Origin of the sequence: Cohnella lupini, from assembly GCF_003386205.1 — a bacterium.
Lineage (GTDB): Bacteria > Bacillota > Bacilli > Paenibacillales > Paenibacillaceae > Cohnella > Cohnella lupini.
In genome coordinates this window covers 335,299-358,757 of the sequence record NZ_QRDY01000005.1, presented here as the reverse complement: position 1 = coordinate 358,757, position 23,459 = coordinate 335,299, and the positions used below count along the sequence as shown (strand labels likewise).

At 48.4% G+C, this 23,459-nt stretch carries 14 protein-coding genes; 11 read left to right on the top strand and 3 right to left on the bottom strand.

Going from position 1 to position 23,459, the window contains the following annotated elements:
* The first annotated feature begins 13 nt into the window (after positions 1–13).
* The 4 genes from DFP95_RS12295 to DFP95_RS29370 all read left to right on the top strand — a co-directional run bounded on the left by DFP95_RS12295 (position 14) and on the right by DFP95_RS29370 (position 8,485).
* Positions 14–883, top strand: a complete 870-nt coding sequence (locus tag DFP95_RS12295; RefSeq protein WP_115992901.1) for a carbohydrate ABC transporter permease — start codon at positions 14–16, stop codon at positions 881–883.
* Between the two features lie 28 nt (positions 884–911).
* Positions 912–2,672 carry a sensor histidine kinase gene (locus DFP95_RS12290; protein WP_115992900.1) on the top strand — a complete coding sequence of 587 codons (1,761 nt, stop codon included), beginning with the start codon at positions 912–914 and terminating at the stop codon, positions 2,670–2,672.
* On the top strand, positions 2,650–4,227 hold the full coding sequence (locus DFP95_RS12285) for a response regulator (protein ID WP_115992899.1): 1,578 nt from the start codon (positions 2,650–2,652) through the stop codon (positions 4,225–4,227). Before DFP95_RS12290 ends, DFP95_RS12285 begins: the two co-directional genes overlap by 23 nt.
* A 1,153-nt stretch (positions 4,228–5,380) precedes the next feature.
* Positions 5,381–8,485: a CBM35 domain-containing protein gene (locus DFP95_RS29370; protein WP_115992897.1), complete on the top strand. Its 3,105-nt coding sequence runs from the start codon at positions 5,381–5,383 to the stop codon at positions 8,483–8,485.
* Between the two features lie 84 nt (positions 8,486–8,569).
* Here DFP95_RS29370 and DFP95_RS12270 read toward each other — a convergent pair whose 3' ends face one another.
* Positions 8,570–9,463 (bottom strand): helix-turn-helix transcriptional regulator, encoded by an 894-nt coding sequence (locus DFP95_RS12270; protein WP_115992896.1) that lies wholly within the window; start codon positions 9,461–9,463, stop codon positions 8,570–8,572.
* A 143-nt stretch (positions 9,464–9,606) separates the two neighbouring features.
* On the opposite strand from DFP95_RS12270, the gene DFP95_RS12265 reads away from it, so the two are divergent.
* The 3 genes from DFP95_RS12265 to DFP95_RS12255 are packed head-to-tail and all read left to right on the top strand — an operon-like array spanning position 9,607 to position 13,938.
* Positions 9,607–11,955: a PDZ domain-containing protein gene (locus DFP95_RS12265; RefSeq protein WP_115992895.1), complete on the top strand. Its 2,349-nt coding sequence runs from the start codon at positions 9,607–9,609 to the stop codon at positions 11,953–11,955.
* A 40-nt stretch (positions 11,956–11,995) separates the two neighbouring features.
* Positions 11,996–12,883, top strand: a complete 888-nt coding sequence (locus DFP95_RS12260) for a sugar phosphate isomerase/epimerase family protein (RefSeq protein ID WP_115992894.1) — start codon at positions 11,996–11,998, stop codon at positions 12,881–12,883.
* A gap of 20 nt (positions 12,884–12,903) precedes the next feature.
* Positions 12,904–13,938 carry a Gfo/Idh/MocA family protein gene (locus DFP95_RS12255; RefSeq protein ID WP_115992893.1) on the top strand — a complete coding sequence of 345 codons (1,035 nt, stop codon included), beginning with the start codon at positions 12,904–12,906 and terminating at the stop codon, positions 13,936–13,938.
* 5 nt (positions 13,939–13,943) lie between these two features.
* Here the strand turns inward: DFP95_RS12255 and DFP95_RS12250 are convergent, their stop codons facing one another.
* The gene (locus tag DFP95_RS12250) at positions 13,944–14,702 is read right to left on the bottom strand and encodes a response regulator transcription factor (protein ID WP_115992892.1); all 759 of its coding nucleotides are present in this window, start codon (positions 14,700–14,702) and stop codon (positions 13,944–13,946) included.
* An 18-nt stretch (positions 14,703–14,720) separates the two neighbouring features.
* The gene (locus DFP95_RS12245; RefSeq protein ID WP_181907375.1) at positions 14,721–16,559 is read right to left on the bottom strand and encodes a sensor histidine kinase; all 1,839 of its coding nucleotides are present in this window, start codon (positions 16,557–16,559) and stop codon (positions 14,721–14,723) included.
* Between the two features lie 187 nt (positions 16,560–16,746).
* On the opposite strand from DFP95_RS12245, the gene DFP95_RS12240 reads away from it, so the two are divergent.
* From DFP95_RS12240 to DFP95_RS29695, 4 genes are all read left to right on the top strand, one after another.
* Positions 16,747–18,120: an ABC transporter substrate-binding protein gene (locus DFP95_RS12240; RefSeq protein WP_181907374.1), complete on the top strand. Its 1,374-nt coding sequence runs from the start codon at positions 16,747–16,749 to the stop codon at positions 18,118–18,120.
* 91 nt (positions 18,121–18,211) lie between these two features.
* Positions 18,212–19,084 (top strand): carbohydrate ABC transporter permease, encoded by an 873-nt coding sequence (locus DFP95_RS12235; protein WP_245987590.1) that lies wholly within the window; start codon positions 18,212–18,214, stop codon positions 19,082–19,084.
* Positions 19,081–19,905 carry a carbohydrate ABC transporter permease gene (locus DFP95_RS12230; RefSeq protein ID WP_115992890.1) on the top strand — a complete coding sequence of 275 codons (825 nt, stop codon included), beginning with the start codon at positions 19,081–19,083 and terminating at the stop codon, positions 19,903–19,905. The genes DFP95_RS12235 and DFP95_RS12230 overlap by 4 nt, the downstream gene beginning before the upstream one ends.
* A gap of 104 nt (positions 19,906–20,009) precedes the next feature.
* Positions 20,010–23,432, top strand: coding sequence for a CBM35 domain-containing protein (locus DFP95_RS29695; RefSeq protein WP_115992889.1), 3,423 nt, complete (start codon positions 20,010–20,012; stop codon positions 23,430–23,432).
* Positions 23,433–23,459 lie beyond the last annotated feature (27 nt).

The window sequence follows — 23,459 nt, the reverse complement described above, 5'->3', positions numbered from 1 at the left end:
GGTGGCTGAACATATGTATCGATACTCGATCGGGTACCGTTGGTTTTCAGGCATCAACGCTATACTGCTAGCGGCGATTGCCTTGCTCTGCATTTTGCCGTTAATCCACGTAGCGGCCGTATCTTTCAGCTCAAGCTCCGCGGCGATGGCCAACCGGGTATACTTCTGGCCGGTCGGATTCTCCACGGAAGCTTATGAAAGAACGCTTGCCAACCCGCTGTTTTTGCGCTCGCTTGTGCTGTCGGTCGAAAGGACGGTCGCAGGCACTGTATTGTCCATGGCCCTGACCGTATCGGCCGCGTTCGTATTGTCTCGTTCTTTTTCCGGCAGATCTCTCTATTCCTGGTTTTTCGTATTTACCATGCTGTTCAATGGCGGCCTTATTCCTACCTATATGATCGTGACCCAGCTTGAATTGACTAATACGCTTTGGGCGTTAATTCTTCCTTCGGCCGTGAACGTCTATAATACGATATTAATGATGCAATTTTTCAGATCCATACCCAAGGAGCTCGAAGAAGCGGCATACATCGACGGAGCGGGATACATACGCTCCCTGACGAAAATATTTCTGCCTCTGTCGCTCCCTTCGCTGGCTACGTTGTCTTTGTTCGCGATGGTATGGCATTGGAATTCTTGGTTCGATGGCTTGATTTATATTACGGACTACCGGCAATATCCGCTGGCGACGTTCTTGCAGACGATCATTCAGGGCGGAGACATGCGTAATACGAATATCGATCCGTCGCAATTGCAAATCTTATCGGAGAGAACTGTTCGTTCCGCTCAAATTCTGATCGGCGCGCTTCCGATTTTGCTCGTATACCCGTTTTTGCAGCGATTTTTCGTGCAAGGGTTGACTATGGGTGCGGTTAAAGAATAGAATAGGCAAAAACTCGGGAGCCAAGTCCATGGGCCATAATGAACGCAGTCTTTTCTCCAAGTTGGTCGGCTCGCTGATTTTACTTTTATTGCCCGTGCTTCTGTTGTCTATCTATTCCCACAACATGAACGAGAAGGTTATCACTAAGCAAATCAAACAATCAAGCATCGGGCAGCTGTCTACGCTCGCTACGCAGATGGACAATATTATGATGCAGTTGGAGACGTTCTCCCGCGTGTTGATCCGAGATCCTAACGTCATTGAATTCCAGGATATGTCGTTGTTGAACTTCAGCTCCTACGAGCAGATCAGCCGCAAAAAAATCATTCAGGATAAGCTGTATTTGCAGATCGCTTCGTCCGACTGGACTCAAGAGATTACCGTGTATTCGCCTCGAACGGGGCAATCCATTTCAACGGCCCGCGGCGTGGCTTATCATCCGGAGCTCTTCTTGAAGCTCAGGAAAGGCATCTGGAATTTTCCGTCGCCAAGCGATAACTCGGAAGGTTTCTCCAAGCTGGAGCTGATCACGGTCGAGCCCTACCAAGCGGCCGTTGATATGTCCAAAGCCAATTCCATCGTCGAAATTAGCTTCGACATGAATAATATTGTCCGCATGCTCGATCAGTTCGATGCTCAGGGAAGCGGCAATGTCTTGTTCTACAAGTCGAACGCGGCATCGTTGGCGTCAAGCACCTGCCCGCCGGAATTGCTCAAAGATGCTTTGGACACGCTTGGAAGGACCCAGTTGTCCGAGCAAGGCGACATAACGCTTAAGGTCGAAGGAATGTCGTATTTATTGACGTATTCTACGGTACGCTCGCTGGGGGGCTACGTCGTTAATATCGTTCCCGTGCAAGATATCCTGACGCCGCTTCGCATGACGAACCGATTCTCCTATCTCGTCTACGGATTGTTGCTCGTAGTCGGAATCGCCGTAGCTTGGGTGCTTTATCGCAACGTTCAAGTGCCTCTGCGCGAGCTTGTCAAAGGCGTGCAGAAGATCAAAATGGGACAGTACGGAACCAGAATCTCGCTCCAGGTTAAGAATGAATTCCGACTCATCATTTCCCGGTTCAACGAAATGACGGATGAAATTCAGCAACTTATCGAAAACGTGTTCGTACAGAAGCTGCAGGCACGCGATGCGGAGCTTAAACAGCTGCAATCGCAAATCAATCCCCATTTTTTGTACAATAGCTTGTCGTATATCATCAGCATGACCAAATTGGAGAAAAAAGACGCCGTTCTGAAAATGGCCTACCACTTGTCCGATTATTATCGTTATTCGACGAGGGTCCAAAATCAGCAGGTCAAGCTCAGAGAAGAGCTTAAAAATACAGCAGATTACTTGAGCATCCACCGGATGCGCATGAATCGCATCAGCTACGACATCGACGTCGATGCCGACATGCTGGACCTTGAGGTACCGAGGCTGATCTTGCAGCCCATCGTGGAGAATGCTTTGATTCATGGCATCGAGTCGCTAGAAGGGGCTGGTATAATAACGATTACAGGGAGACGCATCGGGGAAACATGCTCGATATTCGTGGATGATAATGGAGGTTCGCTGACATCCGAGCGCCTAAGCGAGCTTTGTAAATTGCTGGATAGCCCAATCGACGAAAGGTCGGAAAGCTGCGGGCTCGTCAATGTGCATCGGAGGCTTAGGCTTCGTTACGGTTCGAAATCCGGTTTAGCGCTGTCTATTAATCTCGCGTCGGGACTTCGGGCGGAGCTTCATTGGAGAGAGGAGACTGAGGACGATGAAGCTGTTGATCGTGGATGACGAAGAACATCTGGTGGAGTGTATGGTCGCGAGTTTATCCTGGTCCGAGGTCGGCATTACCGATATAAGCACCGCGTATTCCGGTAAGCAAGCGCTTGACGTGATGGAGGATGATCCGGCGGATCTTGTCATTACAGACGTGCGTATGCCCGGATTAAACGGTATCGAACTGATCGGCGCCATTAAGAGCCGTTGGCCCGGTACGGTTTGCATGATGCTTAGCGGACACGCGGAGTTCGAATACGTCCAAGAAGGGTTAAAGCACAAGGTGTCGCACTACTTGCTCAAGCCCGTCAAGGATGAAGAGCTGATAGCCGCCGTTAGGGAGGCGGTCGACGGACTGCTGGCGGAGAAAGAGCAGTTGCGCACGTATATCCAATCGCAGAGCTCGATCCATCGCAATCTGCCCGTGTTGCGCGCCAACCTTTTGAACAATTTGATCCAAGGCCGGTCATGGAACGGCAGGAAATTAGCCGAGGAGTTGAATTTGTACGATATTCCGGTACGCGTCGGCGACGAAGTGTCGCTGATACTCATCCGCATCGAAGATCGTAAGCGGTACTATGGAACTTCGGACTTGCCGGTTATGGGCTTTGCCGTAACCAACATCGTGGAGGAGTTGCTGGCTGATGGCTACGGGTGTTGGAGCTGCGAGGATTTGTACGGGCACCTTCTGATTGTCGTAAATAATAACCCGGAAGGGGAGAAAGGTCAGTCGCTTGAAAGGTTGGCAGACGAGTCGAGAAGGATTGTCAATCAATTGCTGCGTTTGACCGTTTCCGTGATCTTGTCGCCTACGGGCGTTTTTCCGGAAAATCTGGAGGAGTTGTACCAACGTTGCGTTACCACGGTTCGTTCGCAAATCGGTAACGACAACGATATTGTAGTCAGGCTAAACGGAGAAAATTCCCGAGTTGCGCCCCATGTCGTCAAGTCGTTATATACGCCTCCGTTGCTTGCGCACTTGCTGGAAGCAGGCAACTGGACGGGCGCCAGAGAAAAGCTTGAAGAAATATTTCGGGAGTGGAGTTCCGACTATCGGGGCTCAAACGAACATTTGTCCGAAATCGATTATGCGATCAAAGCCGCTTTCTCCTACTTCGTTCACAAGAACGGCAGAATGCTGGCGGATTATCGCTTGCACAAATTCGAGGATCTGAAAGGCGACGACGAGCTGAAGCATTGGGCCTCGAGCATGCTGGACAAGCTGCAGGAGGAGATGAACGCGGAATTGTCCGACTCCCGTCATTCGCTGGTCAGCCAGATTCAGCAATTCATTCAAGAGCATCTCTCGGAGGACGTCTCTCTTCAGGCGATTGCCGATCACGTATTCCTGCATCCAACCCATATTTCCAAAGTGTTCAAGAAGGAAACGGGAGAAAACATAACCGATTATTTGCTACGGCTGCGGATGGAGAAAGCCGTTTTTCTGCTTAAAGACAGCAAATATAAAGTATATGAAGTAGCCGGCATGCTGGGATATAAAAATCCGACCTATTTCATCAAGGTTTTCAAAGAACATTTTAGCGTAACGCCGCAAGAATTTAGAGAATAAGCAGCGTCCGAACATACCGTCAGCCAGGCTTCATCATCGTGATGAAGCCTATTTTTTATATAAGACGATGAGTTGCGCGATGCTCCGATATGTCCCGGCATAGTCGGATTTACCGACGATGAGGTGCGCGATGCTCCGGAACGTCCCGCCATAGTCGGATTTACCGACGATGAGTTGCGCGATGCTCCGGAATGTCCCGCCATAGTCGGATTTTCCGATTATGAGGTGAGCGAAGCTTCGGAAGTCCCCGCCCAAAGTCGGATTTACCGACTATAAGGTGCGCGAAGCTTTGGAAGTCCCCACCATAGTCGGATTTTCCGACGATGAGGTGAGCGAAGCTTCGGAAGTCCCCGCCATAGTCGGATTTTCCGACGATGAGGTGAGCGATGCTCCGGGATGTCCCGCCATAGTCGGATTTACCGTTACTGCTCGAGTCTGTTAAAGGAAGTTCTCTTGGGTACGTTTCTCTTGGGTTCGTTTCTCTTGTTTACGATTCCCTTGAGTACGTATCCAATAGCGATGCTAATCAATGTAATTTCGATGCATGATCAAAATATATGATGGATAAGGATGCTTATTATCGCTATTGTTCTAAATTTATTGTATGCCTTCCGAATATTCGATCAATAGCGATGTTCTTCAACCTACTTTGAATTCAATAGAGCTAATTGGCTTGAATAACGATGATTACCATCGTACTGGACAAGCCTAGCGGGCAAATAAGTAGTAATGATTTCCGATTAAAGGAGCTGGCCCCGTTTGGGGTGAGGATGCTTTCCAAGTATTTTGAATGGTTTCTAGTGCTCTTTAAATAGTTTCTCGCGCTCTTTAAATAGTTTCTCGGGTTCTTTGAATGGTTTTTCGGCTCAATACTCTCTTTCCGATCGTCCGATAAAACCTGCCATTCTAAGGACTGCAAAGCAGGGTTCCTGTTTACGTCAACGGAAAGAAAGTGCAAAAAATCACACAAACAACTGCATGGAGGCTGCGGTTACTCTTCATTAAAATGAAATTATTAGATAAATGCGCTTACATTGGTAATTATCAGGGAACTTTGAAAGCGCATTCAATCTAAGAAGGAGGTGACGATCGTGTAAATCGCTTAGCCTTTCGTTGGTACGCAGGGCGATTAAAATTCAAGGAGGCTGGAATAATGTCCATTGTTCACTCGGCTTATCCGCGCATTCGATTTATCGGTCTCGTGTGTCTTATCTTTTGCTTAAGCGCTCCAATGATTGCGTGGCCGCAAAAAGCAAGCGCCGCTATTCAAGCGACTTATTACGTTTCTCCTTCCGGCAGCGACTCGAATTCCGGCACGCAATCGGCGCCGTTCTTGACGCTCCAAAAAGCAAGGGATACGGTTCGGACCGTCAACGGTTCCATGACTGGAGATATAGTCGTTTACTTGCGTGGCGGGAATTACTTCCTAAGCAATACGGTAAATTTCGCGAACGCGGACTCGGGGACGAACGGCTTTCAAATTCGTTACGAAGCCTATCCCGGGGAAAAGCCGGTCATCAGCGGAGGCGCCAAGATTAACGGTTGGACGCAGGATACGACGAATCCGAACTTATATAAAGCTACGCTGACAAGAAACAAAAAGCTTCGCGCCTTATACGTCAACGGCCAAAGAGCCTACATGACGAGCAAGACGATAAGCGCTCTTGGCGGCTATGGCACGTACTCCATTACGGCCGGGCAAGCCTCCTGGGCTTGGGAGAGCGGTTCGCAGTCGGCCGGGACGAAATTCAACGGGTCCGATTTGCCGACCACGACTCGGAACCCATCGGACATCGAGCTTGAAACGCAGATGACTTGGAATCGCGTTATCGTTAGCGTGGATTCCATCGCGAGTATCGGCAGCGGGCAAGTCGCCGCCATGCTGCAGCAGCCTTACGGCGCCATTGCGCAGCGCATCAATTGGTCGCCCTATAACACGAGCGGTTCCCAGAACGTATATAACGTGTTCGAATGGCTGACGAGCCCGGGACGATTCTATTTCGATCGAGCTAACCAAACGGTTTACTACTATCCGCGTTCCGGCGAGAATATGAGCACGGCGGAGATCATAGCGCCGAATTTGGAAACGCTAATCAACATTCAAGGCACTCCGATTACGGGCCGCGTGCAGAACCTCGCGTTCAAAGGCATCTCGTTCGCCCACTCGGATTACAACCTGTACCAAATCGGAAACTCCTCCGGAGCCGCGACCGTGCAGGCGGCAACCGTTGTAACGGCCTACGGGAATCCCAACTGGCACCGGGATTTTTATCGAAACTACGACGTTTTCCCCGGAGCGATCGAGGTGAATGCCGCCAATAACATTCAATTTCTGGACGGAGAAGTCAAGCTTACCGGTGCGGACGGCATCGTGTTGGAGAACGACGTCCAGAACGCACTGATCTCCGGAAATTACATCTATTCAACGGGCGGCACTTCGGTATCCGTCGGTCATCCGCAGCACGTTTACGCGAACGACCCATCGAATTATCAAGTTTCGAACGGCGCGCCAGCTTCCAAGGAGAAGTTCGCCGCCGGTACGGAAGCCATTCCAAAGAACATCACGGTCTCCGACAACTACATTTTGGATTCGAGCAAGCTGTTCTTGGGGCATGCTGCGATTACAGCGTTTTTCACGGATACGTTGAACGTCATCCGCAACCGGATCGAGAATACGCCGTATAACGGTATTTCGCTCGGATGGGGATGGTCGAACTTCAACGGTAATTCCGTCTCCACGTTGCCGAACATCCCCACCGCGACGGCGAAGAACAACAATCTCAGCTACAATCATATCGTAAACACGATGCAAGTCTTAAACGATGCGGGTCCGATCTACACGCTGGGAAGCATGCCCGCGACCACGATCGGCAACAACTATTTCGAAGGCGTCCCTGCGGGACATAAGTATGCCATGCATCCGGATGAAGGGTCGGCTTACCTCACGATGCAGAACAACGTTATGAACGTCAATCCAGGAATCACCTGGACGCTGAATTCCGATAATACGTCGACCTTCGGTTATAAACACGATTTGAACTTCACGCAGAACTATGCGACCGTCAACAAAATCTCCAACTACAGCGTGCCGAATAGCGTCATACAAGACGTCAACGCGTATTCGGATAACGTATGGCCGGTTCAAGCCTATAACATTACGGTGAATTCCGGCGTTTCCGGTTCGTACAGAGGTTTTATTACGCCAGCGGCTGTTCCTTTGCAGGATTATGTGCTGCCGGCCAGCGTATTCACGGGTGCGACGACGACATCGATCGGCTTGAAATCCACCGGAGACGCGAGCAAGTTCGTCTGGCTGGCGCCCGCGGGTACGACGAGTTTCGTGGAAGGAGCGACGATGACCAAAGCAAGCGGCACGGCTTCTTCGATCGCCGTCCCGCAAACCTCCGGCACTTATAAGCTGTACATTATCGACGCTCAGGGCAATCGGTCGCCGGAATCTAAATATATCGTAAGAGTAACGGCGTCCGCTTCCGGTAGCGTGTACGAAGCGGAATCCGCTCTGCTTTCGGCAGGGGCCAAAACGAACTCGGATCACTCGGGATATACGGGCAGCGGATTCGTGGACGGGTATTGGCTATCCGGCGCGACCTCGACTTTCAGCGTGAACGTCGCGACCGCCGGCACCTATCGCGTGACGGCTCGTTACGCGAACGCTCAGAACAATCCGTCCACCGTCAGTCTTTACGTGAATGGCACGAAAATCAAGCAAGCAAGTTTCCCGAGGCTAGCGAACTGGGATACGTGGGGCAATCAAACGGAAGTGCTGACGCTGAACGCCGGAACGAATACGATTGCCTACAAATACGATTCGGGGGATACGGGATGGATCAACCTCGATCATATTTCGCTCGCCCCCGTTAAGTTCGAGGCGGAATCCGCGCAGCTTACGGGCGGCGCTAAAGTCAATACGGATCATCCGGGATATACGGGAAGTGGATTCGTGGACGGATACGTGACCCTGGGCGCAACCACGACATTTAGCGTAACCGCTTCAACCGCAGGCAATTATAACGTAACTGCTCGTTACTCAAACGCTCAGAACAATCCATCCACCGTAAGTATTTACGTGAACGGAACGAAAATCAAGCAATCCGGCTTCCCAAGGCTCGCGAACTGGGATACGTGGGGGAACCAGACCGAAGCGTTGGCTTTGAACTCGGGAGTCAATACCATTACGTACAAATATGAAACGGGCGATACGGGATGGATTAACCTTGATTACATTCTGGTCCAATAGTTCGCAATAGCAATTCATAGCATAGATCGAGCGCAAAATAAGGCCTTTTCTTCCAAGGGAGAAAAGGCCTTAACTCTTATTAAGCTAGATCCCGGATGCGTAATAAGCCTTATACTCTGAAGGAGTCATACTCATGTAGATTTTAAACCATTTGGAGAAATAGCTTATATGCTGATAGCCCGTTTCGAATGCGGCATCGATTACGCTGTAAGTTCCCGTTCGAAGCAAAGTGGCGGCTTTGTTTACTCGGATATAGTTCAAATATTCCATTGGCCGCATCCCGGTCTGATCTTTAAAGAATCTGCAAAAATGCGAACTGCTTAGATTTATGGTAGACGCGAGTTGGTTTAATTCCAATTTGTTATTTAAATTCTTATCCATAAACGATAACAAGCTTTTCATTTTATGGTGCAGCTCTCGCCCTTGTCGCGACTTGATTTCAATTCTAGACTCCATCAAATCGTTCTGATACAAGTGGGCAATCAACCCTATCAAGTAGGCTTTCAAATTCATTTCGTAGGCGTACGCTTTTCTTTCGTTTTCCATAAGAATATTTCTTATAAATTCCAGGGGTTTATCGTGCTCCCGTTTGTCAGGGGACAAGAAGGCGGGAAATCTGATCGTCCCGTCCAGAATCGGAAAAATAAACTGTTCTTGGATACGGTCCTTTTGGAAGGACGAAAGCCAAGAAAATCTAAACACGATGGAATGATAAACGACTTCTCCGGATTCGGTACGGATTCCGGAATGCAGCTCTCCCGGATGAACGATTACGGCTTCGCCCGCTCGTAAAGAATAGTCCCGATTTTCGATTTTAAATAGGGCCGAACCCTTAACAAGATATATCATTTCCATTTCATTATGCCAATGAATGGGTAGGATGGCATGTTTGTTCTGATGATGTTCGTTCGTATACACATCAAAAGGAAAGTCGGGCAAGCCGTGTGCCGAAATCTCCCGATAACGGTGTTCGTACATAAAAACACCACCGATCAATGATAATATCGTGCTAATATTACGCAATTTTTTGTTAGAATTGTCATCCTCATAATAATATGATTATATCATGATCGTTTTCAAGATGAATATTAAAACGAATGAATATAAGAAAAGGAGCACACATGAATAAAACAACCGTGCAATTACATATCTCTCTCCATGGCGATGACTCTGGGACAGGTTCCGAGCAGCAACCCTTCGCAACTCTGCAACGGGCGCAGACGGAAGCCAGAATAGCGGCGAAGTTAGGAAACCCGGTTCGCGTTTGGGTACGGGAGGGCACTTATTATTTATCGGAGACATTGCGGTTTTTGCCGGAGGATTCAGGAAGCGCGGATGCTCTAGTAATTTATGAGGCAGCCCATGGGGAGAAAGTCACTATCAGCGGGGCTATGAAGCTTGATCTTCAATGGAGTGCTTATGAAGGAGAGATTAAGCAATCCAAGTCGGTTCCTCCCGGCTTGAAGTTAGATCAATTATTCGTCAATGGCCGGCAGATGCACATGGCCAGATATCCGAATTTTAATGAGCACACCAGGATTATGAACGGATATGCGAAGGATTGTATCGATCCGAAGCGCGTCGCGAATTGGAAAAATCCGCGCGGCGGATATGTACACGCCATGCATAAGCATTTGTGGGGGGACTACCGTTATCGCATAACGGGCAAGGACCATAACGATGTGCTGGAATTAGAGGGCGGTTGGCAAAACAATCGGCTAATGGGAATGCATGACGAATATCGTTACGTCGAGAATATTTTTGAAGAGCTGGACGCGCCGGGAGAATGGTTTTACGACGAAGTTAGCGAAGAGCTTTATGTTTATCCGTATCCGGATTTGAATTTGGAAGAAGCGGATATCGAAGGCGTACGTTTAACGCATCTAATCGAATTTTCCGGAAGCGAGCATTCGCCGGTCCGCCATATTCGGATCAAAGGCTTTACCTTTAAACATTCGGCAAGAACGTTCATGGATAACCGAGAACCGCTCTTGCGCAGCGATTGGACGACCTATCGCGGAGGTGCGGTCGTATATAGAGGGGCGGAGAATTGCTCGACTCAAGATTGCAATTTCGATCAATTGGGCGGGAACGCGATATTCGTAGACGGCTATAACCGAAACGTGGAGATCAAAGGCTGTCATATCGTGGATGTCGGCGCCAACGGCATTGCCTTCGTAGGCGATCCAGGGTCGGTTCGGAGTCCTTTATTCGAATATAATGAACGCCAAAAGCTGCAAGACATGGACCAAACCCGCGGACCCAAGACGAATGATTACCCCGCTCAATGTCTCGTGGAGGATTGCCTGATCTCCAGAGTCGGACGAGTCGAGAAACAATCGGCTCCCGTTCAAATATCCATGTCGCTTGATATTACCGTTCGACATTGCAGCATCTATGAAGTACCGAGAGCCGGAATCAATATATCCGAAGGAACATTCGGCGGACATGTGATCGAGTACTGCGACATATTCGATACCGTGCTTGAAACCGGAGATCATGGTTCTTTCAATTCCTGGGGGAGAGACCGTTACTGGTTGCTCGAGGACGTCGATATGGATCGGATTAATTCGAATCAAGAAGAGGAAGACAGCTTATTGCCGATTCTGGATATGGTCAGACCGATAACCCTCCGAAATAACAGATGGCGATGCGATTACGGGTGGGATATCGACTTGGACGACGGTTCGACCTGGTACTATATTTACAATAATTTGTGTCTCGGTGGAGGAATTAAGCTGAGGGAAGGCTTCTACCGGGTTTGCGATAACAATGTCCTCGTTAACAACTCGTTCCATCCGCATGTCTGGTTTCAAGGAAGCAGGGATAAGATTCGCCATAACATCGTTTTTGGCGAATATGAACCGATTCGCGTCCCGCAGCCATGGGGAACGTCGTGCGACCGGAATCTGCTTCATCAAACCGGCTTATTGGAGCCAAGTCCTGCTTTGCGCCTTCAAGAGCTAAGCGGTGCGGATAAGCATTCGGTAATGGCGGATGCGCTTTTCGTGGATACGGCGAACGGCGATTATCAGGTTCGCGATGCTTCTCCCGCTATCGGATTGGGATTCCGAAATTTCCCGATGGACCGGTTCGGCGTAAGAAAGTCGGAGCTTAAGAAGCTAGCAAAGACTCCCAAACTCCCCGCTCTCGGCGATACGCCGAGCAAATCGGGACGCCTGCCTCAACATACCTCGTGGGATCGGTGCAAGATAAAGAACATCGTCGGAATGGGGGAGGTATCCGCTGCAGGGTTGCCGGGAGAAACGGGAGTTCTCATCGAGTCCATCCCTTGGGGCAGCTGGCAGATGGAAAAGGGGATTCAAGTTGCGGACGTAGTCTTGGAAATCGATGGACGGAAAGTGGATTCGGTAGACGATCTATTGCGAATTTACCAATCCGTTTCCGAAGGCGAGAAGTATAGCGTAGTCGTATTCAGGGGCCAGAGAGAAGTAGAGTTGACGATGTGACAATCGTTCGAAGGAACGTCATTTAATAGGAGGTTTCGTCATGCAAGAATTGCGAATCGGTACAATGGTATGGGGAGAGGAAGCGTTAAACGTCATTCCTCAAATATTGCCTCACGGGTTTGAATGCTTTGAAATCGCCTTTTGGCTGAGTACGGGAAATACCGATCTAATTGAAACGTCAAAGCGGTTGAAAGAGCAATTATCGGAGAAGGGTGCAACGATCTCTTGCCTTTCGATATTCGGTAACGCGCTAACAGGCGAAGGAAGCAACGAGGACACGCTTGCCAGTTGGGAGCGTCTGATCGATAATGCCCATCATTTCGGCGTCGATCTCATTACCGGCTTTACCGGACGCTTGCCGGATCGGCCGATCGAGGAATCCATTCCTCGATTTAAGCAAGTATTCGGGGAGCTATCGAAGAGGGCGATGGACAAGGGCATTCGCCTCGCCTTCGAGAATTGCGCGATGGACGGCGATTGGAATCGCGGAGAATGGAATATCGCGCATAATCCTGCCGCTTGGGAATTAATGTTCAACGCCGTTCCGATGGATAACGTCGGTTTGGAATGGGAGCCTGCCCATCAGATGGTCAGTCTGATCGATCCGATTCCACAGCTCCGCAAATGGGTCGATAAGGTATTTCACGTGCACGGAAAAGATGCGACTATTGCATGGGATATCGTGAAAGAATACGGCATCCATGGTCCCAAAACGTTTGCATGGCATCGTACTCCCGGTTTCGGAGACAGCAATTGGACGGATATTATTACGATTTTAAGGCAGGCGGGTTATAAAGGCACGATTGATATCGAAGGCTGGCACGATCCCGTATACAGGGGAGATTTGGAAATGACAGGTCAGGTGCATGCGTTGAATTACTTGAAGCAATGTCGCGGAGGTTCCGTGATCTCCAATCCTACCAAATAAAGTCGAGGGGTTAATATCAAATGGAAAAATTCAAAGTAGTATCGGTGGGCTGCGGACATATTGCTAACGAATGGATGAAAATGGCTCTTCCGCGGACGGACATGGAAATCGTTGCGCTGGTAGACATTCGGAAAGAATCCGCCGACGCAATGGCCGAGCGATATGGATTGATATGCCCGACCTACACCGACGTAGCAGAGGCAATTAAGCAAACGAATGCGAACGTCTTGTTCGACTTGACGATTCCGGCAAGCCATTTCGGCGTGTGTACGACTGCTTTGCAGCTTGGGTGCAACGTCTTTAGCGAGAAACCGATGTCTGCAACGATGGAAGAAGCCAGCGAGATGATAAGACAAATGGAACAAAGCGGCAGATCTTATTCGGTTATGCAAAATCGTAGATACGATCCCAACATTCGCGCATTTCGCAACCTCGTGCAATCGGGAACGATAGGCGCTCCGGGATATATCAGCGCGGAATTCTTTATCGGCGCGCATTTCGACGGTTTTCGCGCTGTGATGGACAGTCCCTTGGTGCTGGATATGGCGATCCATACGTTCGACCAGGCGCGCTTCATTTCCGGAGCGGATCCCGTTTCCGTGTATTGCCACGAATTCAATCCTCCGGGATCTTGGTACAAGGGCAACGCATCCGCCGTATGCATATTCGAAATGTCGGATGGTTCCGTTTTCTGTTACCAGGGGTCATGGTGCGCGGAAGGCGCTCCTACTTCATGGGAAGCTTCTTGGCGAGTTACCGGCGAACAAGGGACGGCGATATGGGATGGTCACAAATCGCCTTATGCGGAGATCGTTTCGCCCGGCGATCAAGAAGATAAGTTTATCCGTGATTATTCGCGCGTGGAAAGCGATTTTAAATGGGAAGGAAACCTGGGTCACGCCGGCTGTCTCGATGAGATGTTCGCGGCGCTTAAGGAAGGTAGGTCAGCCGAAACGGATTGCCGCGATAATATCAAAAGCATCGCTATGGTCCTTGGCGCCGTCGAGAGCTCTAAAACAGGCAGAAAAATCGAACTGAAAAATGATATCAATTAAAGCCTTTATTCTAAGCGGTTTCTATATTCGGTAGGCGTCATGCTTGTATGCTGCTTAAAGATTCGGCTGAAATAAAAAGGATCGGGATAACCGACTGCTTCTCCGACTTCCTTGACGGAAAGCTCCTTTTTCAAAGAAAGTAACTGCTTGGCTTCGTTCATTCTAAGAGACATAATATATTTGGATGGCGATTCGCCGGCATATTTCAAGAAGATTTTGCTTAAATGCGGAGCGTTCACGTTGAATTGCTTGGCAATGTCTTCAAGGCTTAATTCTTTCGAATAGTTGGTTTTGATAAACTGCGCGACCGTTTTTACGATTTCTTCCGAAGTATATTGTCGATTTTTCAACAGCATGGGGGATTTTAAGTCCGTTCTTTCGCTCTCGATCATGATCTGTATTTTCGAGAGCAAATCCTCCAGGTCTTGTTTTTTGACAGGCTTAAGCAAAAAGTCCAATACGTTATTCTTTAAAGCTTGTCGAGCATATTCAAACTCGCTGAAGCCGCTAATAATAACCTTTTTAACGGAAGGATAGTATTTTTCGATAACGCCGATTAAACGGATCCCGTCCATGACCGGCATGTGGATATCGGTTATAAGGACGTCCGGTACTTGCGAGTTCTCGATGAACCGAAGCACGCTTTCTCCATCGTGAGCAGCGTGGACGATATGAAATAAGGGGTCTACCCTTTGTATTTGATTTACTAGCGTTCTTAGAAGGAGAGGCTCATCTTCCGCTACGATGAAATGAATAGGATTCATGGGTTCACGCCCTTTGTTTTATAGTTTGAGAGGACCGCCGATCGTCACTTTGGCACCATGATCAGGCATATTCCGAATGTCGAAGTGCATGAGGTTGCCGTAATGCAATTTCAGTCGAGTGTATATGTTGAGCAATCCCATCCCATGAAGCTTCAGCGCAGGAAGTACGTTAAGCTGTTCCATCTCGTTAACCTTTTCATAGAAACGCGACAATTCGTGCTCGTCAAAACCCGGACCGTTATCAATCACCTCGATGATCCAGCGATTTTGGCCAATCGAACCTCGAATCGTAATGTTCCAAGGAGGGCTTATTTTCGTACTGTACTTAATGGCGTTTTCGACGAGAGGCTGAATCATGAGTTTAGGAATTTTATAACCTCGTATCGATGCATCCACTTCAATCGTGCAAGATATCATATTGCCATAACGAAGCTTCATGCACGTTAAGTACATTTCGGTATAATTGATCTCCGTTTGGATATCCACCATCGAAGATTCGTCCGCAGCGATATATCTCATCATATCGGACAAGCTTTCGCACATGACGATGATTTCTTCATAAGTCCGCTCATAGGCCATTGCGCTAATCGTCGCTAACGAATTATACAGGAAATGCGGGTTCATCTGGGATTGAAGAGCCGTCATTTTAGATTGAAGCTCCTGAGTCCGGGAAAGCAGCAATTGATCGAATGACTCTTTCAGCCTAGTATTCATTTTTAAGAAAGAAAAGTTGAGCTTATCCCATTCGTTCATGCCGCTATTAAGTTCGACGGCGTTACCGGAAATGAGCGTTTCCAAGCTTATGGATTTTATCGTTTTGTTAAGCTTGTTCAGGGGATGCGTGATTTTCTTGGACGCCAAGAAAGAAAGCAGGATTAGAAATGCTAAAATAATAAGCGTTGCCGCGATGGCTAATCTTGTAAATTTGTTCAAAGGGGAAAGCAGCGTTTTATTGGAGATCATTACGGCTATGTTCCAGTTAGTAAAATCGGAATGTTTAATCGTAAGCAGAACTTTGTCTTTCTTAGCAGAATCGGCAATATAAGTCCGATGGTCGGCGGAGAAGTGGTTGATCGGATTATTCAGAATGTCGTCAACGAATTGTTGATCTTCTTTCGCGGATTCAAGCGGAAATATGATTTCGCCTTCTTCGGAATAGATAATGATTTTTTCGAGGGAGGGATTATTTTTAGCTTGTTGAATCACTCCGCTGAACACTTTGTTAAAGCTTTGTTTCACCTCTACGATGCCTTTAGGCGCGTTATATTTATCGGAAAAGAAGCGGAACAACGAAACGGAGACTTTTGGATTCAAGGAGCGATCGTTCGTAAGGAAAAGAGAAAAAGGTTTTGTTTTTTTATTGTTGTTCACCGTTTCGTACCAAGGTTCATTCGCGATTTCGGTTTTTTTCCGGCTATTATCGAAACCGACCCCGACCGATACGCCCGAGTTCAGATGAAGATATACTTGTTGGACCGGATAAGAAGGACCGACAAGAGCGACCAGGATATCATATAAATCGGTATTCGGTTTATTGATATTATTAACGCCGCGATCGGAAGAATGGGGGGAAGACGGATCTACGCTCGGTTCGTCATATACTGAAATACGGTCCGTGATTAGATTGGAATAAAGGATACTGACGGATACGGAGTCTAATTTTTGTATCTCCGAGTCCATCTGCTTCTGGAGGGTTCCCGATAATTCGGAAATGGAACTAAGGGCTTTGGTTCGTAATAAATTGTGCGCCCATGAATAAAAAAGGACGAACAGAATGGCAATACCGATAATAATAATCGTCGAGTAGGTCAGAAACAAAATCGAGCGGATGGAACGCGGTTTCCTTAGTCTATACATATGTCTCCCGTTCCTATCGTCGTATATTTGCTTTTCATTTTGCATGTTTCCCGAATCAATTGTCAACCCGCGGAAAAAAAGTACAAAGAATCACACAAACATCTGCATGGAGCGATTGAGAGCGCTTTACTATAATGAAACAGTACCATATGAATGCGTTTACAAAATGAAAAGAGGGAAAAAGAGCATGAAGAGACTGTTGAGTATCATGTTAGGTTTGGTTCTTGTAGGCACAATGTTGTCCGCCTGCGGCAATTCCGGCAATAATAATTCTCCGCAAGCTTCCGAGAGCGCTGCTCCAAGTCAGGAGAGCGCTCAGGCAAGCGAGACGACTAGCGCAGCTCCGGAAAAGAAAGATTTAACTTTATCCTATTTAGCAAGCGTGGATTGGATTAAGGAGCCGGAAATGAAGCTGGCCGAGAAATTCGAGGAGCAAACGGGCATTCACATCGACTACCAGATCGTACCGGCGGATCAATATCTGAATGTACTGAAAGCGAAGATGGCCGCAGGCGAAGCGCCTGACATCTTCGGCGGACAAAGCGGTAAGTTCGACTTAGGCCCGCTGTACGACGTTGAAAATAACGCGGCCGATTTGACCAACGAAGAGTGGGTTAAACGGGAAGATCCCCTTTTCGTAGAACAAGCGACTTGGAAATCCAAAGTCTACGGCCTCACGATATGGGATCCGAGCTCTAGTTGGGTCATCGTCTACAACAAGAAAATCTTCGAGCAACTTGGACTTAGCGTTCCTAAATCCTATGAGGAGTTCTTGAAGGTTTCCGAAGCGATTAAAGCTTCCGGCGTAACTCCGATTTACGAACCGGTTTCCGACGGTTGGCATCATGTGCTCTGGTTTCCTGAGTTGGGGGTAAGGTATGAAGAATTGGCACCGGGACTTGCCGACAAACTAAATACTAATCAAGAAACTTTCGCCAACTCCTCCGTTTTGGAGCAATCCCTTACTCAATTTAACGAGCTGGCGACAAAAGGATACTTCGGCGAAAATGCATTCTCCAATACGTACGCCGATACGGAAAAGAATATGGCTAGCGGCAAATACGCAATGACGGTTTACGGTATCGGCCTGCCTGCGCAAATCGAAGCAGCGGTACCGGGTAGCAGCGCTTCCGATTATGGCTTCTTCCCGATTCCTTTGCTTGACAACCAAGGCCTTAACATAAGCCCTGGCGCGCCTAGTAAATTTATTTCGAGCAACTCTAAGTATGTCGAAGAAGCTAAACAATATTTCAATTATCTTACGCAGCCCGATAATCTTCAGTACTTGCTTGATAACGAGGCAAAATTCACGACGCTTAATTTCCCCGGCGTAAAGGCAAAATTTACGGCTGAACAAAACGCGTTCTTTGAAACCTATGGAAAGAAATCGGGAACGGTATATCAGACTGCCGTCAATTATTTAAATCCGCAATGGACGGATATGGGCAAGGATATGGCTGCTATGATGAGCAAGCAGTTAACGCCGAAAGATATCTTGAAGAACATCGACAAAAGACGGTTGCAGCAAGCGAAAACAGCCCAAGATCCGAACTGGAAATAAGGCATGACGAAATGAACCGGGGCTCGATAAGATTATGATCATTATCGAGCCCCTGTTTTATTAAGTGCCGAAAGAAATCGAGGAATGAAAAGTGACTAGAAAAATTTATCCGTTTTATTTTATCGCTATTGCTTTAGGTATTTATATTATTTTTACCGTCGTGCCCAGTTTGATGGGAATTTACTTGTCATTTACGGATTGGAACAGTTATTCGAGAGAAATTCACTTTATCGGACTCGACAATTTTAAGACCATTTTTTCTTCCAATGAAAATTACATGCACGGCATTAATAATACGGTAATCTTCACGATATCCACGATTATTCTAAAAACCATGATCGGACTGTTGCTTGCGATTCTAGTAAACAAAGGAATCAGACTTAAAAATTTTCATCGCGTTATTCTATTTTTGCCTGCCATCATCCCGATGCTTGTCGTCGGCATTATTTTTAAGTCCATATTCAATCCGGAATACGGCTTGATTAACGAAACATTAAGGGCAATAGGCTTGGACCAATGGACTCAGCATTGGCTAACCGACGTGAATTGGGCATTCAAATCGATTATCGCGGTCGATGTTTGGAAAGGCGCAGGCTATATTATGGTCATTTTATTGGCGGGTATTCAAGCGATCTCCCATAGCTATTACGAAGCTGCGGATATCGATGGAGCAGGCGCGTGGAAGAAGTTCAGATTCATTACCGTTCCGCTGCTTATGCCGGCTCTTATGGTGACTACCGTATTAAACCTTCTGTATGGACTCAAAATATTCGATACCGTATACGTCCTTACGAACGGGGGACCTGGATACGCGACGGATGTTGTATATACGCAGGTGTTCGGTCAGTTTACGCTCGGGAGCTATGGCGTTGGAACAGCTTTAATTACCGTGCTGTTTCTCATTATGTCGATTTTAGGCTACTTCGCCATTAAGCTGATGTCCAGAGAGGAACAAAACGGATGAATAGAAACAAAGCGACGAAAAGGCTAGTTCAGAATATAACGATATGGATTATTAGTTTAATAGCCATTACCCCGATTTTGCTCATCGTCATTAATGCGTTTAAAACGGCTCCCGAGGCGAGTTCGATGAACTTTTCGCTGCCTCATCTATTTCAATTCGAGAACTTTAGCACCGTCATCGAAAAAGGAAAGCTAGTTCGCTCTTTCGTGAATAGCGTTTCTTATTCCGGGTTATCGTCCTTGCTATGCATTCTTGTTTCGGCAACGGCGGCCTTTGCGCTAGCACGAAACAAGATCAAATTTAACCGCTTCCTCTACTTTTTTATTATCATGGGCATCGCCTTGCCGCTTAACTATTTTACTTTAATCGATGTGATGAAGTGGACGCAGTTGATGAATACCAAAACCGGAATCATCGTGTTGTATTCGGTCACTCAAATTCCGTTTAGCATCTTTATATTGTACGGATTTATCGGCGGCGTTCCTAGAGAACTCGATGAGGCCGGCATTATCGATGGATGCGGACCCAAGCGACTGTTCTTTTCGGTTATTTTCCCCGTGCTTCGGCCGGCGGCGGTAACCGTGTTCATTCTATCCTTCTTAAATACTTGGAACGAGTTTCTGCTGCCGCTCTATTATTTGAACAGCGCGGATAAGTGGCCGATGACATTGGCTGTTTATAATTTCTTCGGGCAGTTCCAACAGTCTTGGAATTTGGTAAGCGCGGATATCATTCTTACGATATTGCCTGTCGTTATCGTTTACTTGTTAGGCCAACGGTTCATCATTAGCGGCATGACGAGCGGATCGGTAAAAGGTTAAATTCGTTCCGCGATCGACATTACATTAGGGAGAGGGGGTGATTTTTCCGAAGGGCTTCGGTAAGAGAGGCAAAGCAATCCAATTTGAGGAGGTAATATGAAGAAATGAAAACGAGAAAATGGCAAATTACGATGATTACGCTTCTTTTTCTCACGGTTTTGCAAACGCTTACAATAATTCCGAGACAAGCTCGAGCGGAAATCACGCCTGCGCTAGCTCCTGTCTTACCGGAGTTCAGCAATCCGGTAACCCCCGTATTTAATCCGAATTATAGCGAGCTGATTGGTCGGTCCGATCTGACTTACACCGGCATGATTACGAGCGGCACCCAAGGAATGCCCGTGGCGAACGGCAGATTCGGCGGGCCCGTTTGGCAGAGCAACGGCAATACGCTTGTCATGCAGCTGAATCACACGGATTCTTTCATGTTCAACGATGCCTCCTCCGTTTCCAAGGATCATACGAATTCGGGCGGCGGGGCTTTGGGACGCGTCCATGTCGGTTTAGGGGCGGATACGGTCTTTAACAACGCAACGGCGCAACGGTTATCCTTGTATGACGGCAAATTGAGCATTAACGGGACCGGAGTCGCCATCAATGTCATCGCGAATATGAATTCGGATGCCATCGCGATCCAAATCACGGATAATCGCGCGACGCCTAAAGCGATCACCGTCGATCTGGCCATGCTGCGCACCGCGAACCAAGTATGGGGGCCTCATTCCGCGGTCTCCACGCTAACCACGCACTCAGATAATAAGACGGTAGTACTGGAACAAGTAATCCAGGAACCGAGCAGTACGGGCATAACGGTTAATAATCATTACAACCGCACGGCTGTTGCGGCAACCGTGCAAGGCAGGAACGTTTCATCGGTTACGAGTAGCACGGTTGGCTCTCGCCAAGCGCTTCGACTCAATTTGCCCGCGCAAAGCGGCACCTTCACGGTCATCATCGGGGGAGACTCCACCTTGAGTCAATCGGTGAACGTGAAAGCCAACGCAATCGCGAACGCGGTGAACTCCCCGGCTTATAGCAGCATATATGCTTCCGGTCAGGGATGGTGGAGCAACTTCTGGGATAAGTCATACATCTATTTGCCTACGAAGAAGGATTTTGAACAACGACGCAATTATTACATGTATTTGGCCGCCATTTCCAACAGAGGCAACTTTCCCTCCAAGTATAACGGCGGGATTTGGATCGGCGAGGAGGATCGGCGGGACTGGGGAAGCTTTTATTGGAACTGGAACCAGGATTCCTTGTATCAGCCTTTGATCGCGGCCAATCATATGGAATTGATGGATCCGATGTTTAAAATGCGGGAGAGAGGCTATTCGCAATATGTAACCGCCGCAGATCAGATGTGGGGCAGCGAGGGGATATTTATCGGCGAGACGGCCGGCATCCTTGGCTGGGAAACGTTGCCGAGCAATATTGCCGCTTCCGTACAGCAATATTACAATTTCAATACTAACACGCGTTCGCAAGACTTCACTAATATGACGATGGAGAGAAATCGTTTCCTCCCGGTATGGAATTGGAACATATTCGGCGCTAATAACCAAGCGAGTTATGTATCCCATACCATGATGGCTACGCAGGAAACCGCGGAGTATTACTGGCAAATCTATCATTACACTAAAGATCTGGATTGGTTGCGGGATGAAGCCTATCCCTTTATCAAAGGCGCTGCTGAGCTTTACCGCACTTATGAAGGTTTAAGGAAAGAGGCGGACGGAAAATATCATTTCTACAATACGAATCTTCACGAGCATATTTGGGCCGGTAAAGACGTCATCGACGATTTGGCCATGGCTAGGGGCGTCTTTGCGGCTGTAGTAGAAGCTTCAACCCTGCTCGGTGTCGACGCCAATTTGCGCCCGCAATGGGTGGATCGCCGCGATAATCTCGCGAGATATCCGTTGCGAACGGACACTGGCGCCCTGTGGGCGGGGAGTACGAATTCGTCGCTCGCTTCTCAACTCGCGACTACCCAGCCCGCTTGGGCGCAGGGGCTGCAGCCTTCCTATTTTATTAGGGATCTGCACGGAACGGAAAGCCCGATCTTCAAGATGCTTGAAAAGTATGACGTGCTGAATTTGGAAACGAGGGATCAGGGCCTGGATAACGGGGATTGGGCAATCGCTCTTAATACTTATCTTCATTCTCCGGGATACTTCAATCAAGTTCAAAATCAGCTCATCGATAGGAACGGATCCAGCCGCTTTCACGTGGACGCCGCAAAACTTGGGCGGGCGCAAGATATGGACGAGATTTTAAATACGCAGTACGGCGTGTTCAGCACGAACGGAGTGTACCCGAACCTGCTGTTCGACCAAGGAGATTATTACTCCGCGGAAGGCTACGGAACGTTTGCCGCCGCGATTCAGGAAGCGTTTAGTCAAAGCCTTAGCCCGACGCCCGTCGGAGATCCGGTGATACGCGTATTCCCGGCATGGCCAACGGCATGGGATGCCAAATACAAGCTGCTTGCCAAAGACGGTTTCGAGGTTTCCTCCTCCATGAAATCGGGGGATATCCAGTATGTCGAAATCGAATCGAAGCTTGGAAATACGGCCCGCGTCAGAAACCCATGGTCAACGAATGTCGTGCTGTATCGAAACGGCGTGCAGAGCCAGACGCTTTCCGGTTCCTTGCTTAGCTTTAACACCACGGCAGGGGAAACCATCGTGCTGGTCAGACCGGGAACGACTCCGGATCAGTATAGAAGTTCCGCCTTGGATGGTTCGGGCACAGGCACGGGCGCGTACGAAGCGGAAAGCGCTCAATTGTCGGGCGGCGCGAAAGTCAACAATGATCATTCGGGATATACGGGATCTGGTTTCGTCGACGGTTATTGGAATTCCGGTGCAACCGCGACCTTTAGCGTGAACGCAGCGACCGCGGGCAGCTATCGCGTGACCGCTCGATACGCGAACGCGCAGAACAATCCGTCAATCGTAAGCCTTTACGTGAACGGGACGAAAATCAAACAATCCAGCTTCCCGAGACTAGCGAACTGGGATACGTGGGGCACTCAATCGGAAGTGGTGACGCTTAACGCCGGGACGAATACGATTGCCTACAAATACGATTCCGGCGATACGGGTTGGATTAATCTCGACAATATTGCTCTGGTTCCCGTTAAGTTCGAAGCGGAATCGGCGCAGCTTTCGGGCGGGGCCAAAGTTAATACGGATCATCCCGGCTACACGGGAACGGGCTTCGTCGACGGCTACTGGACTTCGGGAGCAACGACGACCTTCAGCGTCAACGTGCAGAGCGGCGGCAGTTATAACGTACTAGCACGATACGCCAACGCGCAGAACAACGCTTCAACGGTCAGTATTTACGTCAACGGCATCAAGATCAAGCAAGCAAGCTTCGCAAGGCTGGCGAACTGGGATACGTGGGGGAATCAAACCGATGCATTGACATTAAACGCCGGCACCAATACGATTGCCTACAAATACGACTCCGGGGATACCGGCTGGATTAACCTCGATTACATCCAATTGCAGTAATATGCGTTAACTATGGAAGCGTTTTTT

Excerpts from the sequence above, each read along its gene's own strand:
- DFP95_RS12290 (WP_115992900.1), top strand. The coding sequence starts at position 912 with ATGGGCCATAATGAACGCAGTCTTTTCTCCAAGTTGGTCGGCTCGCTG.
- DFP95_RS12245 (WP_181907375.1), bottom strand. The coding sequence starts at position 16,559 with ATGTATAGACTAAGGAAACCGCGTTCCATCCGCTCGATTTTGTTTCTG.
- DFP95_RS12265 (WP_115992895.1), top strand. The coding sequence starts at position 9,607 with ATGAATAAAACAACCGTGCAATTACATATCTCTCTCCATGGCGATGAC.
- DFP95_RS12240 (WP_181907374.1), top strand. The coding sequence starts at position 16,747 with ATGAAGAGACTGTTGAGTATCATGTTAGGTTTGGTTCTTGTAGGCACA.
- DFP95_RS12285 (WP_115992899.1), top strand. The coding sequence starts at position 2,650 with ATGAAGCTGTTGATCGTGGATGACGAAGAACATCTGGTGGAGTGTATG.
- DFP95_RS12295 (WP_115992901.1), top strand. The coding sequence starts at position 14 with ATGTATCGATACTCGATCGGGTACCGTTGGTTTTCAGGCATCAACGCT.
- DFP95_RS29370 (WP_115992897.1), top strand. The coding sequence starts at position 5,381 with ATGTCCATTGTTCACTCGGCTTATCCGCGCATTCGATTTATCGGTCTC.
- DFP95_RS12250 (WP_115992892.1), bottom strand. The coding sequence starts at position 14,702 with ATGAATCCTATTCATTTCATCGTAGCGGAAGATGAGCCTCTCCTTCTA.
- DFP95_RS12255 (WP_115992893.1), top strand. The coding sequence starts at position 12,904 with ATGGAAAAATTCAAAGTAGTATCGGTGGGCTGCGGACATATTGCTAAC.
- DFP95_RS12270 (WP_115992896.1), bottom strand. The coding sequence starts at position 9,463 with ATGTACGAACACCGTTATCGGGAGATTTCGGCACACGGCTTGCCCGAC.
- DFP95_RS12260 (WP_115992894.1), top strand. The coding sequence starts at position 11,996 with ATGCAAGAATTGCGAATCGGTACAATGGTATGGGGAGAGGAAGCGTTA.
- DFP95_RS29695 (WP_115992889.1), top strand. The coding sequence starts at position 20,010 with ATGAAAACGAGAAAATGGCAAATTACGATGATTACGCTTCTTTTTCTC.
- DFP95_RS12230 (WP_115992890.1), top strand. The coding sequence starts at position 19,081 with ATGAATAGAAACAAAGCGACGAAAAGGCTAGTTCAGAATATAACGATA.